This window comes from Mesorhizobium hunchu (assembly GCF_040081975.1).
Taxonomy (GTDB): Bacteria; Pseudomonadota; Alphaproteobacteria; order Rhizobiales; family Rhizobiaceae; genus Mesorhizobium; species Mesorhizobium hunchu.
Genome location: NZ_JBEBMG010000002.1, coordinates 145,528 through 159,182 on the forward strand (window position 1 = coordinate 145,528; position 13,655 = coordinate 159,182).

The following is a 13,655-nucleotide window of genomic DNA, read 5'->3' on the forward strand; positions in this document are numbered from 1 at the left end:
GCCTGGAAGGCCGAGGTTGCAGCCTGCGCCTCGCGCCGCCGCTCGAAAAAGGATCCCGTTGCGGAGAGCCTGTCTCTGGCCTCGTGCCTCCCTGTCTGGGTGGGTGATCTTCGCCGTCCCGGCCGTCGCAGCAGCGACGCCAGTTTGGAACCGTTCCAGCCTAGCGCCTGTTTTTCATAAACGCAAATTGCGATTTGCATAAAAGCTGATAAGAAAAAGTTATGATAGCTTTGACCATCCGCCAGATGGAGTATTTCGAGGCTTTGGCTGAAACCGCCCATTTCGGCCGCGCGGCTGATCTTGCCGGCGTCTCTCAGCCGGCCCTGTCGGCGCAGATCGGCAAGATGGAGCGACAGCTTGGGATGAAGCTGTTCGAGCGGGGCGGCAGGGCCGTGCGCCTGACCAGCGAGGGCGTCGCGCTGCGCGAGCGCGTCGAGCTCGTGCTGGATCAGATGCGCGCGATCGAGAAAAATGCTGCGCGCGGCGCCCGCGGCATGTCCGGCCCGTTTCGCCTCGGCATCATTCCGACCGTGGCCCCCTATCTCTTGCCCGGTCTCCTTGCCGAACTGAGGCGTCGCTTCCCCGAACTGCAGGTCGAGATCCGCGAGGCGACCACACCCACGCTCGTCGACGACGTGGCGGCGCGCCGGTTGGATGCGCTGATCGCCGCCCTGCCGCTGGAGCGCGGCGGGCTGGTGGTGGAGCCACTTTTCGCCGACCGCTTCCTGCTGGCCGTGCCAACCGACGACGCCGGCTTCATCGATCCGCCGGTATCGCCGGAGAGCCCGGCCCTCGAACGCCTGATGCTTCTGGAGGAGGGGCATTGCCTGCGCGACCAGGCGCTGGCGGTCTGCGGCAAGGTCCAGCCACGCGTCATGGCGAGCTTCAGCGCCACCAGCCTGACCACCCTCCTGCAGATGGTGGCGCACGGCATGGGCGTGACGCTCATTCCCGAAATGGCGGCCGAGGCCGCTGCCGTCACGCCCAACGTGCGGCTTGTGCCGTTCGAGGAACCGGCGCCCGACCGCACCATCTGCCTGGCGTGGCGGCGAAACACGTCCATGCAGGCGGAATGCCTGGAGATGGCCGGGACGATCCGTTCCTTCAGGGCAGGTGTCGGCAGGAGCAGCGTCGACAAGGTCGCTATGTGAAGGGCTGCGCTCAGGCGGTCTTTGCCTCCGTCAGTCCCAGTTCTTCGCTCATCGCCTCGCGCATGACGAATTTCTGCGCCTTGCCCGTCACCGTCATTGGCAGCGTGTCCCTGAAGCGGACATAGCGCGGCACCTTGTAATGTGCGATCTGGCCCTGGCAGAACGCCCGGATCTCCTCTTCGGTCGCATCCTCGCCGGGCTTGAGCACGATCCAGGCGGCAAGCTCCTCGCCGTATTTTTCGTCCGGCACGCCGAACACCTGCACCTCCCGCACCTTGGGATGCCGGTAGAGGAATTCCTCCACCTCGCGCGGATAGACGTTCTCGCCGCCCCGGATCACCATGTCCTTGACCCGCCCGACGATGTTACAGAAACCGCCGGCGTCGATCGTGGCGAGGTCGCCGGTGTGCATCCAGCCGTCGGCGTCGATCGCCTCGGCCGTGCGCTCCGCGTCCTCCCAATAGCCCTTCATCACGGAATAGCCGCGCGTGCACAATTCGCCCCGCTCGCCGACCGGCGCCGTCGCACCGTCCGCATCGATGACCTTGCATTCGACATGCGGCTGGATGCGCCCGACCGTCGAGACGCGCTTTTCCAGCGGGTCGTCCGTGCCGGACTGGAAGGAGACCGGGCTGGTCTCGGTCATGCCGTAGGCGATGGTGACCTCGCTCATGTGCATCAGCGACACCACCTTCTTCATTACTTCGATCGGGCAGGGGGAGCCTGCCATGATGCCGGTGCGCAGGCTGGTAAGATCGAAGCGCTTGAAATCCGGATGGTCGAGCATGGCCACGAACATGGTCGGCACGCCGTAGACCCCGGTGCAGCGCTCCGCCTCGATGGCGTTGAGCGTCGCGCCCGGATCGAAGCCTTCGCCCGGAAAGACCATCGTCGCGCCCTTGGTCACGCAGCCCATCGTCCCCATCGACATGCCGAAGCAATGGTAGAGCGGCACGGGAATGCAGAGCCTGTCGTCGGCCGTCAGCTTGATCGCCGAGGTGACGAAATTGCCGTTGTTGACGATGTTGAGATGCGTCAGCGTCGCGCCCTTCGGCGCGCCGGTGGTGCCGGAAGTGAACTGGATGTTGATGGCATCCGACGGCTTGAGCGAGTCGGTGATGCGGTCGAGGCTGTCGTGCTCGTCGCGTCCGCCCATGGCAAGCACGTCGCCGAAGTTGAATAGGCCGGGCGAATTTTCCTCGCCCATGCGGATGACCGACTTGAGCGACGGCAGCCTGGCGGCGTCGAGCGCGCCCGGCTCCGCCGTCTCCAGTTCCGGCGCCAGCGCCGCCAGCATTCCGAGATAGTCCGAGCTTTTGAAGCTGGAAGCCGTGACCAGTGCCTTGCAGCCAACCTTGTTCAGCGCATATTCCAGCTCGGTCAGCCGATAGGCCGGATTGATGTTGACCAGGATGAGCCCGATGCGCGCGGTTGCGAACTGGGTGACCAGCCACTCCCAGCGGTTCGGCGACCAGATGCCGATGCGGTCGCCCTTTTCGAGCCCGAGCGCCAGCAGCCCGGCGGCGAAGGCATCGACCGTCTCGGCCAGTTCCGCCCAGGTGAAGCGCCTGTCCTGGCCGACGAAGATGGCGGCGTCACGATCGGCATAGGTCTGTGCGGTCTCCGCGAATTGCTGCGGGATGGTTTTTACCAGCAGCGGCACGGAGCGGTCGCCCGAGACGCGCGAAAGCCCGTCGCGGGGTTCGATGAAGGACCCTTCACGCCCTGCGCTGCGCAGCGCCGTGGTGCCAGTCGCCATGGTCATCTCCTCCGCAAACTGTGAAAGAACCTAGCACCCGGGAGCGGTCGCGCAATGCCGCTATGGTAGGAGGTGCCCGGTAAGGTCAGCGCCGTTCAGGCAGAAAATTCCGCTTCGTCGAAGATTCAACCGGCTGCCTTCGCCGTCTTCTCCCCGATCTCCGCGATTAGCGCTTCGTCCGCCGGCGCCCGCGCCTTTCGCGAGGCCACCAGGCAGGCCTGCGAGCGCAGGATGACGCCATCGGAGAGAATTTTCAGATGGTTGGCGCGCAGCGTCGAGCCCGAGGAGGTGATGTCCACGACGATGTCGGCCGAGCCGGCCGCCGGCGCGCCCTCGGTTGCCCCGAGGCTTTCGACGATGCGATAGACCTGGATGCCGTGCTTGGCGGTGAAGAACTGCTGGGTGAGCCGCCAGTATTTCGTGGCGATCCGGAGGCGACGGCCGTGCTTCTGGCGGAAATCGGCGGCGACGTCGTCGAGATCGGCCATGGTCTCGACGTCGAGCCAGATGTCGGGAACGGCCACCACCACGTCGGCATGGCCGAAGCCGAGCCGAGCCACGATCTCGGCGCGGCTTTCCCAGTCCGCCAGCGTCTCGCGCACCAGGTCCTCGCCGGTGACGCCGAGATCCACCGCGCCGGCGCCGATCTCGCCCGCGATCTCCGAGGCGGACAGGAAGACGACCTCGATGTCGCTCCTTCCGTCGATCCGCGCATGATACTTGCGCGCATCTTCCGGCAGGCTGACCGGAAGGCCGGCCTTGGCCAGAATCTCCAGCGCCTGATCCTTGAGGCGGCCTTTCGAGGGCAGGGCGAGGGTGACGGTCATGGCAGGGTTACGCACGTTATGGCTGGGACAGACCCGCCCGTTGCGGCCATGCTACCCCCACCCCTAACCCCTCCCCACAAGGGGGAGGGGGATCTGGCCGTATCGCTGCCGACGATAACATCCTGAGACGGAATTCCAGAGCTGCGGCAGAGTTCCCCTCCCCCTTGTGGGGAGGGGTTAGGGGTGGGGGTCGAAAACAAAAGACTCATTTTCCCTCCTGCGCCGCCTCGATCCGGTCGAGCCACACCGAGAATCCAACCCCTGGAATCGCTGCTTTCGCACCCAGCAGGGTCAAGAGCCGGTCGTAGCGGCCGCCGCCGGCCAGCGGGCGCTCGCCCGTTGCCGTGCCGATCTCGAAGACGAGCCCGGTATAATAGTCGAGCGGCCGGCCGAATGCGGCGTCGTAGCGGATCGTCTCCAGCGGCAGGCCGTGCCCGGCGATGGCGTCGGCCCTTTCGGCGAAGGTCTCGAGCGCCGCGTCGAGCGAAAGCCCTGCGTCGGCAGCAAAACGCTCCAGCGCGGCGGTGGCGTCCGGCAGCGGCACGTCGATGGCGAGGAAGGTCTTGAGCGCGGAAAACGCCTCGTCGGACAGCCGCACCGAGCGCAGTTGCGCCTTCTCGATCAGCCGGCGCGCGATGTCCGCCGGCGCGCGCCCGGCGGTGGCCGGTAGGCCGGCGCGCTCCATGCCCTCGGCGATATGCGCGGCGAGCGCCTCGGCGTCGCCGTCCAGCGCCAGCATGGCGACGGGCTGCGGCAGGGCCGCGTTGCGCGGCGGATTGGCGAGGTCGGCCAATGCCGCCTCCAGCATGGCGTGGGAACCGAAGGCACGCGCCAACCGCATGCGCCAGCCGCGCGGCAGGCCGAGCGCCGCGAGCACCGCTTCGAACAGCGCCTGGTCGCCCAGCGTGATCGAAAGGGCGGTCGAAGGCAGCACGCGGGCAAGCAGCGCCTGCGCGTCCGCTACCGAGCGGGCGTCCGCGGCCGCCATGTCGGTCTCGCCGAGATCCTCGACGCCGGCCTGGAAGAATTCGCTCGCCCCGTCGCGGCGCTGGCGGAAAACTTCGCCGAGATAGCCGTAGCGGCGCGGCGTGCCGGCTTGGGCTGCGATATGGTCGCGGCAGACGGGGATGGTGAATTCGGGACGCAGGCAGAGCGCTTCGCCGGTCTCGCTCTCGGTGAGGAAGATGCGCCGGCGCAGATCCTCGCCGGCCATGTCGAGGAACGGGTTGGCCGGTTGCAGCACCGGCACCTCGACCAGAGGCGCGCCGCGCTCGGCCAGTGTCGCTGCGATGTCGGCGGCGAAGGCAGGGAGGCGGGCGGTCACGGCGCGGCCCTCTGCATCAGTTCGATGCGGTTGCCGAACGGATCGAACACGTGGATGCGGTCGTAGCCGTCCAGCGCCACGTCGCGCTTCACCGTCGCTCCCGCCTCGGTGGCCCGGCGCTCGAGCGCGGCCACGTCATCGACCAGAAAGGCGGGATGCGCCTTGGCGGCGGCATGGAAATCGGAATCGACGCCGAGATGCACTTTTATCGCGCCGCTCTCGAACCAGCAGCCGCCGCGGCCCGCGAGGCTCGCCGGCTTCTCGACCTCGGCAAGCCCGAGCACGCCGGCATAGAAGCCGCGCGCCTCGGCCTCGCGGCCGGCCGGCATGGCGATCTGGACGTGATCGATGGCCAGGAACGTCATGAGGCCGCGCCTTCCCTTCTCCCCTTGTGGGAGAAGGTGGCTCGGCGCGCGGCGTCGAGACGGATGAGGTGTGCGGGAGATGAGATTGGCGGGGACGGTGCTTTACGGCGCCCCCCTCTGTCCTGCCAACGGGGCCACTCGGCATCTCCCCCACACGGGGGGAGATCGGCAGCGTCGACCTTGCCGGCAACTCTCAAACGTTGGCGATTAGCGAAGATCGACGCGAAGGCAGATCTCCCCCCGTGTGGGGGAGATGTCCGGCAGGACAGAGGGGGGCGCGAAGGAATGCTGCCCTCACCCACGCTGCCGCTCCGCCGCCTGCGCGTCCAGTATCTTGCGCACCTCCGCCACCAGGTCGGCTTCCTTCACGGTCACCTGGCCCGGTCGCGCCTCCTTGTATTCGGCGTGATCGGCGATGGCCGCCGCCTGCCGCGCGCCCTCGATCAGGTCCTTGAGCTGCACCTCGCCGGCCTCTCGCTCGTTGCCCCCCTGGATCACCGCGATCGGGGAGCCGCGCCGGTCGGCGTATTTGAGCTGCGCCTTCATGCCGGCGCCGCCGAGATACATCTCGGCGCGGATACCGGCCTGACGAAGGTCGGACACCATCTTCTGGTATCGTCCGAGGCTTTCCGTGTCGCGGTCCATGACCAGCACCACCACCGGCTGGACGACGTCGGAGGTATCGAGCTTGCCGAGGTTCTTCAGCGCCGTCATCAGCCGTGAAACGCCGATGGAAAAACCCGTCGCCGGCACCGGCTCACCGCGAAAGCGCGACACCAGCCCGTCATACCGCCCGCCGCCGCCGACCGAGCCGAAGCGCACGATCTTTCCCTCTTCGTTGGGAATTTCGGCCAGCAATTCGGCCTCGTAGACGGGGCCGGTGTAATATTCGAGGCCGCGCACGACGGAGGGATCGATCTTTATGCGGTCAGGGCCGTAGCCTGCGGCGCGAACCAGCTTGGATATTTCGTAAAGCTCGTCCGCTCCCGCAGATCCGGCTAGAATTTTAATGTTGGCTAGAAATGAAAGCTCGGCATCAGCAGCGCTCAACATTTCACGGTCAGTATGAGCTACGACCGAAAGAATGTTCTCAGACTGGGCTTCATCCAGCCCCGCACCCTTCGTAAAATCCCCGCTCTCGTCCAGTCGGCCCTTGCCGAGCAGGTCGCGCACGCCGTCGGACCCCACCTTATCCAGCTTGTCGATCGCCCGCAGCACCGTCAGCCGGCGTCCTGCATTCTCCTCGCCGCCGAGCCTGATCGCCTCCATCACGCCGTCGAGCACCTTGCGGTTGTTCACCCGGATGACATAGTCGCCGCGCTTAATCCCCAGCGCTTCCATCACGTCGGCCATCATCATCGCCATTTCGGCATCCGCCGCGACGCCCGGCGTGCCGACCGTGTCGGCGTCGAACTGCATGAACTGGCGAAAACGTCCCGGTCCCGGCTTTTCGTTGCGGAACACCCAGCCTTGCCGATAGCTGCGGAACGGCTTCGGCAGCCGCTCGTAGTTCTCGGCCACGAAGCGCGCCATCGGCGCGGTGAGGTCGTAGCGCAGCGACAGCCATTGCTCGTCGTCGTCCTGGAAGGAGAACACGCCCTCGTTCGGCCGGTCCTGGTCGGGCAGGAATTTTCCCAACGCGTCGGTGTATTCGATCATCGGCTGGTCGGCCGGCTCGAACCCGTAAAGCTCGTAGACCGCCTTGATCCTGGCCGTCATTTCCTCGACCGCGCGGATATCGTCGGCGCTGCGATCTGCGAAGCCGCGCGGCAGGCGCGCCAGCATCTTGTGCGATTTGTCGGCCATGAAAATGTCGTCCGTCTCAGGATTCTTCCGCCTGCGGCTTGCCTTGCCGGCCACGGAGGTTCAAAGCGCCTGCGTCCTAGCCGATGGTGGCAGGGGCGGCAAGTGCGAGGTGACGGCGCGGCCTGGGACCGGCATCTGCAAATCCTGCCGAGATATGAACATTATGCTTGATTGAAAGACAGATGTTCAATAGTGATGATGCAGACGCATAGGGAGGTGTCAGATGACCGTCAACGTCGCCCCGATCGGGCTCACCCGCGATTTGAAGGAACGGCAGGCCTCGGGCAAGCCGATCCGCATCGGCCTCATCGGCTCCGGCGAGATGGGGACCGACATCGTCACCCGCGTCGCCCATATGGACGGCATCGAGATCGGCGCGATCTCTGAATTGCGCCTGCCCAACGCCGCCAAGGCCGTCGATATCGCCTACCAGGAACAGGGCCACGCCAGGGAGGTCTCGACCGCCTCGGCCATGACCGAGGCGATGGAAGCCGGCAAGATCGCCGTCACCGACGACGCCGGCCTCGTCATCGGCAGCGACCTGATCGACGTCGTCATCGACGCCACCGGCGTGCCGGCCGTCGGCGCCGAGATCGGCCTGCGCGCCATGGAGCACGGCAAGCATCTCGTCATGATGAACGTCGAGGCCGACGTGACCATCGGCGCCTATCTCAAGAGCGAGGCCGAGCGACTCGGGGTCACCTATTCGCTCGGTGCCGGCGACGAGCCGTCGTCCTGCATGGAACTGATCGAGTTCGTCTCGGCGATGGGCCATCCGATCGTCGCCGCCGGCAAGGGCAAGAACAACCCGCTCAACATCGACGCCACCCCGCCCGACTACGAGGAAGAGGCGCACCGCCGCAACATGAACGTGCGCATGCTGGTCGAGTTCGTCGACGGCTCCAAGACCATGGTCGAGATGGCGGCGATCGCCAACGCCACCGGGCTGGTGCCGGACAAGCCGGGCATGCACGGCCCCTCCGCGACGCTCGGCGAACTGTCGAAAGTGCTTGTGCCCGAGAAGGACGGCGGCGTTCTGTCGAAGGTGGGCGTGGTGGATTATTCCATCGGCAAGGGCGTCGCGCCCGGCGTCTTCGTCATCGCCGACATGTCGCATCCGCGTATCTCGGAACGCATGGAAGACCTGAAGATGGGCCACGGCCCCTATTTCACCTTCCATCGCCCCTACCACCTGACCTCGCTGGAAGTGCCGCTCACCTGCGCCCGCGTCGTGCTCTACGGCAAGGCCGACATGGTGCCGCTGTCCAAGCCTGTGGCGGAAGTCTGCGCCGTCGCCAAGAAGGACATGCAGCCGGGCGACAAGCTCGACGCCATAGGCGAGTACTGCTACCGCGCCTGGATCATGACCGTGCCGGAGGCCCGCGCGGCCAAGGCCATTCCCTGCGGTATGCTGCAGGGCGGGTCGGTGACCGCGCCGATCAAGAAGGGCGAGTTGATCACCTACGCCAACGCCGCCGTCGCGCCCGGCTCGAAGCTCGCCGAGTTGCGCGCGCGCCAGGACAAGCTCGTCTACGGAGACTGATATCATGGCTGTCGCGAAGAAGGCCGTCGCCCCCGAGGACAAAACGGCCGAACAGAGCAATCTGCCGTTTGCCTTCCAGCACTATTCCCCTGACCAGCTCAGGGAGGTACTGCGCAAGATGTACCTCATCCGCCGTTTCGAGGAAGGGGCGGAGGACAGCTACATGCGCGGCCTCATCCACGGCACCATGCATCTCTCCATCGGCCAGGAGGCGAGCGCGCTCGGCATCTGCATGCCGTTGACCGACGACGACCAGATCACCTCCACCCATCGCGGCCACGGCCATTGCATCGCCAAGGGCGCGGACGTGAAGCGCATGTTCGCCGAGTTCTTCGGCAAGACCACCGGCTACTGCAAGGGCCGCGGCGGCTCCATGCACATCGCCGACGTCGCCAAGGGCAACCTCGGCGCCAACGGCATCGTCGCCGGCGGCATTCCGATCGCCGTCGGTGCCGCGTTGACGTCGAAGAAGATGAAGACCGGCAAGGTCGTCATCTCCTTTTTCGGCGACGGCGCCAACAATGAAGGCGCCTTCCACGAGGCGCTCAATATGGCGGCGATCTGGAAGCTGCCGGTGATCTTCGTGTGCGAGAACAACGGCTACGGCATGTCGACCTCGACCGAGCGCTCGACCGCCGTCCATAACATCGCCGAGCGCGCCGCCGCCTATTCGATGCCGGGCGTCATCGTCGACGGCAACGATTTCTCGGCCGTGGCCGAGGCCTCGCAGGCGGCGGTGGAGCGCGCGCGGCGCGGCGAGGGGCCGACGCTGATCGAATCGAAGACCTACCGCTATCGCGGCCATTCCAAGAGCGACCGCAACCGCTACCGCACCAAGGAAGAGATCGAGGACTGGATGACCAATCGCGACCCGATCGTCCAGTTCGAGGCGGCGCTGAAGGAATTCGGCGTGATCGACGACGCTGGCATCGAGGCGGTGCGCGAGGCAGTGGCCAAGGAGATCGCCGAGGGAATCGACTTCGCCAAGGAAAGCCCGATGCCCGAAATCGCCGACCACGACAGATACGTCTACACGGAGAGCGCGTGATGGATATGGCCGTGCGCGAACTTTCCTATGCCCAGGCCATCCAGGAGGCGATGGCGCTGGCCATGGAGGCCGACGAGCGCGTCTTCCTGATGGGCGAGGACATCGGCGTCTATGGCGGCGCCTTCCAGGTCACCGGAGACCTCGTCGAGCGCTTCGGCGCCGACCGGGTGATGGACACGCCGATCTCCGAGCTTGGCGGCGCGGGCGTGGCGGTAGGCGCTGCCGTCACCGGCATGCGGCCGATCTTCGAGTTCCAGTTCTCCGATTTCGCCACGCTCGGCATGGAGCAGATCGTCAACCAGGCCGCCAAGATGCGCTTCATGCTTGGCGGCGAGGTCTCGGTGCCGGTGGTGATGCGCTTTCCCGCCGGCTCCGGCACGGGCGCGGCGGCCCAGCACAGCCAGAGCCTGGAAGCCTGGCTCGGCCATGTGCCTGGCCTCAAGGTCATCCAGCCGGCGACGCCGCACGACGCCAAGGGCATGCTGCTGGCAGCGATCGCCGATCCTGATCCGGTGATGATCTTCGAGCACAAGCTGCTCTACAAGATGAAGGGGCCGGTGCCGGAAGGCCATTATACCGTGCCGATCGGCAAGGCCGAGATACGCCGCCAGGGCCGCGACCTCACCATCGTCGGCACCTCCATCATGGTGCACAAGGCGCTGGAAGCCGCCGCGACGCTCGAAGGCGAGGGCATCGACGTCGAGGTAGTGGATCTGCGCACCATCCGCCCGATCGACCGGGAGACCGTCATCGACAGCGTCAAGAAGACCTCGCGGCTGATGTGCGTCTACGAGGCGGTCAAGACGCTGGGCATCGGCGCCGAGATTTCCGCCATGGTCGCCGAGAGCGAGGCTTTCGATTACCTCGACGCGCCTATCGTGCGCCTCGGCGGCGCGGAGACGCCGATCCCCTATAATCCCGAACTCGAGAAGGCCACCGTGCCGCAGGTGCCCGGCATTGTCGCCGCCGCACGCGACCTGGTGCAGGGGCGCCGCTGATGCCGGTCGAGGTCATCCTGCCCAAGGTCGACATGGACATGGCGACCGGGAAGATTTCGCGCTGGTTCGTCGAGGAAGGCGCCACCGTCAAACAGGGCGACGTGCTGTTCGAGATCGAGACCGACAAGGCGGCGATGGAAATCGACTCGCCGGCTACAGGCACGATCCGCAACATCACCGGCCAGGAAGGCGTGGACCTGCCGGTCGGCTCGCCGGTGGCGTGGATTTACGCGGAGGGCGAGGCTGTCGCGACGAATGCCGCCGCCACGCCCGCGGCAAGCGAGGCAAAAGACATTGCGAAGCCGGCTTCCGATCAGGCGAAAAAGCTGGACGAGGCGGCCCCGGTCCCGCGTGAATCCGCTGCGGCCTCTACGGAGGGCGCCGTTCGCGCCACGCCGCTCGCCCGTCGCATTGCCCGCGAGAAGGGTCTCGACCTTGCCGCCATTGCCGGCTCCGGCCCGCATGGGCGGGTGGTCAAGGCGGATGTCGAGGCGGCAGCAGCTCAGCCCTCCACCTCCCCCTTGAGGGGAGGTCGCGCCGAAGGCGCGGGTGGGGGTATTTCATCGAGCGCCAGCGCTTCTCAACCCCCACCCCTAGCCCCTCCCCTCAAGGGGGAGGGGGACGACGCCATCCTGCGCCTCTTCGAGCCCGGCTCCTACGAGTTGATCCCGCACGACAACATGCGCAAGACCATCGCGCGGCGTCTGGTCGAGGCGAAGTCCACCATCCCGCATTTCTACCTGACCGTCGATTGCGAACTCGACGCTCTGCTGGCCCTGCGCTCGCAGCTGAACGCCGCCTCGCCGATGAAGAAGACCGACAAGGGCGAGGCGCCTGCCTACAAGCTCTCCGTCAACGACATGATCATCAAGGCGATGGCAATGGCCTTGGTTGCCGTGCCGGACGCCAACGTCTCATGGACCGAGAGCGCGATGGTCAAACACGCCCATGCCGATGTCGGCGTCGCCGTCTCGATTCCCGGCGGTCTGATCACGCCGATCGTCAGGAAGGCCGAGCAGAAATCGCTGTCGGCGATCTCCAACGAGATGAAGGACCTCGCCAGACGCGCCCGTGAGCGCAAGCTCAAGCCCGAGGAATACCAGGGCGGCACGACGGCCGTTTCCAATCTCGGCATGTTCGGGGTGAAGGACTTTTCCGCCGTCATCAACCCGCCGCATGCGACGATTCTGGCGGTCGGTGCGGGCGAGCAGCGTGCGGTGGTGAAGGGCGGCGAGATCAAGATCGCCACCGTCATGTCGGTGACGCTGTCCACCGACCACCGGGCCGTCGACGGCGCACTCGGTGCCGAACTCATCGCCGCCTTCAAAAAGCTCATCGAAAACCCGATGGCGATGCTGGTTTGAGAATATCCCTGTCTTTCCGGAGACGCCGTGCAACAGAGGGTTGCTTGCGCGTCCCCGCAGCTCGCACCATTATATGAGCAAGGGCCGGCCATCGGCCTGCAATGGAGGATCGCATGCCTGCACCTTCCGACGTGAGGAACCTCATCACCAAGGTGATGGGCGCATCGCCTGCCGACATCCGGCTGATGGCGCAGCGGCTGCATGACCATGCCTTCGAGGAGCGCCTGTCGCCGGAGGCGACGCGCGAATTCGTCCGCCAGTTGGGCTATGAAGACCTCGAAGCCTTCTGCGCCGATATCGGCCTGCCGCAGCATATCGCCGAGCGCTGGGGCCGCTTCGGCGTCTCGGGCGAGATGCGCCAGGTGTTTTCCCTGCTGGTCGCCCAGCGGCGCAGGATGGCCGACGCCATCGCCGAATTCGAGGAAATGACGCATGTCGGCATCGACGATTTCCTGCGCGATCGCGGACTGATCTGAAGCTCGGATTCCGCGTCGTCAGTCCTTTGTGAGAGCCATCGCTGTCTCGCTGTCGGTGATCAGCACATTGGCCTCGACAGCCTTCAGGGCGGCGCGGATCGGTGCGACCTTCTGCCGCCCGCCCGCGGCCAGCACGACGTTCGGCACCGCGCTGACGACATCGAGATCGATCGCCATGACGCGGTCGTTGACCTCATGGTCGACAAGCCCGCCATCGGCATCGATGAAATAGCACAGCATGTTGGCGACCGCGCCCTTGCGCTCCAGGTCGCGCATGGCGTCCTGCGGAACGATGCCATAGCGGAATACGGTCGCGGTCGGTGACATCTCGCCGACCGTCAACAATGCGATGTCGGCGGCGGCCGCGCGGTTGCGCACGTCCGTCAGTTCCGGCTGTTTCCACAGGAGATCGCGCAGCGCCGGATCGTTGACCACCACCGGCGCGGTGATCTGGTAGCTGTCGACGCCGAAGATATCCGCCACCTTGGCGGCGACGATCGACGGGTTGATCCATTGCGAATGCGGCAGGCTGCCGACCAGCGCCACCACGCTCGCATCCTTCAGCGCGCGCCGCGCCATGAAGCCGAGGCTGGCATGCAGCGTCGCGCCGCCGCCGATGGCGAGCGTCATGCCGTCCTGCATCTCCTCGCCGAGATAGAGCGCCACCGCGTGGCCGATCGACTTCTCCAGATGCTCTTCGCCCGAGGGCGTCGGCACCACGACGGCGGCATCCAGTCCCCACCGCGTCTCCAGCGCCCGTTCCAATTCGACCTGTCGGCTCGTCTGCGCGTTGATCGAGGTGACGACGACGCCGTCGGCCGTGCAGGCGGCCAGCGTGCGCATCACTTTGACCCGGTTGACGCCGAGCCGTTCGGCGATCTGCTCCTGCGTCATCCCCTCCACGTAATAGAGCCATGCCGTCTTGACGGCGATGTCGGACGACACCAGCTTGGCGCGCTTGCCCGAACGGCCTTTCTTCTCCAGCATGTCCGCT

General features: G+C 66.1%; 12 protein-coding genes. 6 read left to right on the plus strand and 6 right to left on the minus strand.

All coding sequences use genetic code 11. From position 1 onward, the window contains the following. Positions 1-221: 221 nt before the first annotated feature. Complete coding sequence (locus ABMA46_RS04220; RefSeq protein ID WP_348998067.1) at positions 222-1,151, plus strand: hydrogen peroxide-inducible genes activator; 930 nt, start codon at positions 222-224, stop codon at positions 1,149-1,151. A 10-nt stretch (positions 1,152-1,161) separates the two neighbouring features. On the opposite strand, the gene ABMA46_RS04225 is transcribed toward ABMA46_RS04220, so the two are convergent. The 5 genes from ABMA46_RS04225 to hisS all read right to left on the minus strand — a co-directional run bounded on the left by ABMA46_RS04225 (position 1,162) and on the right by hisS (position 7,232). After that, positions 1,162-2,910, minus strand: a complete 1,749-nt coding sequence (locus ABMA46_RS04225) for an AMP-binding protein (RefSeq protein ID WP_348998068.1) — start codon at positions 2,908-2,910, stop codon at positions 1,162-1,164. Positions 2,911-3,035: 125 nt separating this feature from the next. After that, positions 3,036-3,737, minus strand: coding sequence for an ATP phosphoribosyltransferase (gene hisG, locus ABMA46_RS04230; RefSeq protein ID WP_348998069.1), 702 nt, complete (start codon positions 3,735-3,737; stop codon positions 3,036-3,038). Positions 3,738-3,942: 205 nt separating this feature from the next. Then, positions 3,943-5,061 carry an ATP phosphoribosyltransferase regulatory subunit gene (locus ABMA46_RS04235; RefSeq protein WP_348998070.1) on the minus strand — a complete coding sequence of 373 codons (1,119 nt, stop codon included), beginning with the start codon at positions 5,059-5,061 and terminating at the stop codon, positions 3,943-3,945. Then, a complete protein-coding gene (locus ABMA46_RS04240) occupies positions 5,058-5,426 on the minus strand; it encodes a VOC family protein (RefSeq protein ID WP_348998071.1) in 369 nt (122 codons plus the stop codon). Before ABMA46_RS04240 ends, ABMA46_RS04235 begins: the two co-directional genes overlap by 4 nt. Positions 5,427-5,720: 294 nt before the next feature. Continuing rightward, complete coding sequence (hisS, locus tag ABMA46_RS04245) at positions 5,721-7,232, minus strand: histidine--tRNA ligase (RefSeq protein ID WP_348998072.1); 1,512 nt, start codon at positions 7,230-7,232, stop codon at positions 5,721-5,723. 223 nt (positions 7,233-7,455) lie between these two features. Between hisS and ABMA46_RS04250 the strand changes: the two genes are divergently transcribed. The 5 genes from ABMA46_RS04250 (at position 7,456) to ABMA46_RS04270 (ending at position 12,661) form a co-directional block, all read left to right on the plus strand. Further along, positions 7,456-8,775, plus strand: a complete 1,320-nt coding sequence (locus ABMA46_RS04250; protein WP_348998073.1) for an NAD(P)H-dependent oxidoreductase — start codon at positions 7,456-7,458, stop codon at positions 8,773-8,775. A 4-nt stretch (positions 8,776-8,779) separates the two neighbouring features. Next, positions 8,780-9,823 carry a thiamine pyrophosphate-dependent dehydrogenase E1 component subunit alpha gene (locus ABMA46_RS04255; protein WP_348998074.1) on the plus strand — a complete coding sequence of 348 codons (1,044 nt, stop codon included), beginning with the start codon at positions 8,780-8,782 and terminating at the stop codon, positions 9,821-9,823. Beyond that, entirely contained in the window at positions 9,823-10,821 is a 999-nt protein-coding gene (locus ABMA46_RS04260; RefSeq protein ID WP_348998526.1) for an alpha-ketoacid dehydrogenase subunit beta, read from the plus strand. The genes ABMA46_RS04255 and ABMA46_RS04260 overlap by 1 nt, the downstream gene beginning before the upstream one ends. Next, a complete protein-coding gene (locus ABMA46_RS04265) occupies positions 10,821-12,185 on the plus strand; it encodes a pyruvate dehydrogenase complex dihydrolipoamide acetyltransferase (protein WP_348998075.1) in 1,365 nt (454 codons plus the stop codon). The genes ABMA46_RS04260 and ABMA46_RS04265 overlap by 1 nt, the downstream gene beginning before the upstream one ends. Before the next feature lie 113 nt (positions 12,186-12,298). Continuing rightward, positions 12,299-12,661, plus strand: coding sequence for a hypothetical protein (locus ABMA46_RS04270; protein ID WP_348998076.1), 363 nt, complete (start codon positions 12,299-12,301; stop codon positions 12,659-12,661). Positions 12,662-12,679: 18 nt separating this feature from the next. On the opposite strand, the gene ABMA46_RS04275 is transcribed toward ABMA46_RS04270, so the two are convergent. Next, entirely contained in the window at positions 12,680-13,648 is a 969-nt protein-coding gene (locus tag ABMA46_RS04275) for a sugar-binding transcriptional regulator (RefSeq protein ID WP_348998077.1), read from the minus strand. Between the last annotated feature and the right edge of the window lie 7 nt (positions 13,649-13,655).

Excerpts from the sequence above, each read along its gene's own strand:
- ABMA46_RS04255 (WP_348998074.1), top strand. The coding sequence starts at position 8,780 with ATGGCTGTCGCGAAGAAGGCCGTCGCCCCCGAGGACAAAACGGCCGAA.
- ABMA46_RS04240 (WP_348998071.1), bottom strand. The coding sequence starts at position 5,426 with ATGACGTTCCTGGCCATCGATCACGTCCAGATCGCCATGCCGGCCGGC.
- ABMA46_RS04260 (WP_348998526.1), top strand. The coding sequence starts at position 9,823 with ATGGATATGGCCGTGCGCGAACTTTCCTATGCCCAGGCCATCCAGGAG.
- hisG (WP_348998069.1), bottom strand. The coding sequence starts at position 3,737 with ATGACCGTCACCCTCGCCCTGCCCTCGAAAGGCCGCCTCAAGGATCAG.
- ABMA46_RS04265 (WP_348998075.1), top strand. The coding sequence starts at position 10,821 with ATGCCGGTCGAGGTCATCCTGCCCAAGGTCGACATGGACATGGCGACC.
- ABMA46_RS04275 (WP_348998077.1), bottom strand. The coding sequence starts at position 13,648 with ATGCTGGAGAAGAAAGGCCGTTCGGGCAAGCGCGCCAAGCTGGTGTCG.
- ABMA46_RS04225 (WP_348998068.1), bottom strand. The coding sequence starts at position 2,910 with ATGGCGACTGGCACCACGGCGCTGCGCAGCGCAGGGCGTGAAGGGTCC.
- hisS (WP_348998072.1), bottom strand. The coding sequence starts at position 7,232 with ATGGCCGACAAATCGCACAAGATGCTGGCGCGCCTGCCGCGCGGCTTC.
- ABMA46_RS04250 (WP_348998073.1), top strand. The coding sequence starts at position 7,456 with ATGACCGTCAACGTCGCCCCGATCGGGCTCACCCGCGATTTGAAGGAA.
- ABMA46_RS04220 (WP_348998067.1), top strand. The coding sequence starts at position 222 with ATGATAGCTTTGACCATCCGCCAGATGGAGTATTTCGAGGCTTTGGCT.
- ABMA46_RS04270 (WP_348998076.1), top strand. The coding sequence starts at position 12,299 with ATGCCTGCACCTTCCGACGTGAGGAACCTCATCACCAAGGTGATGGGC.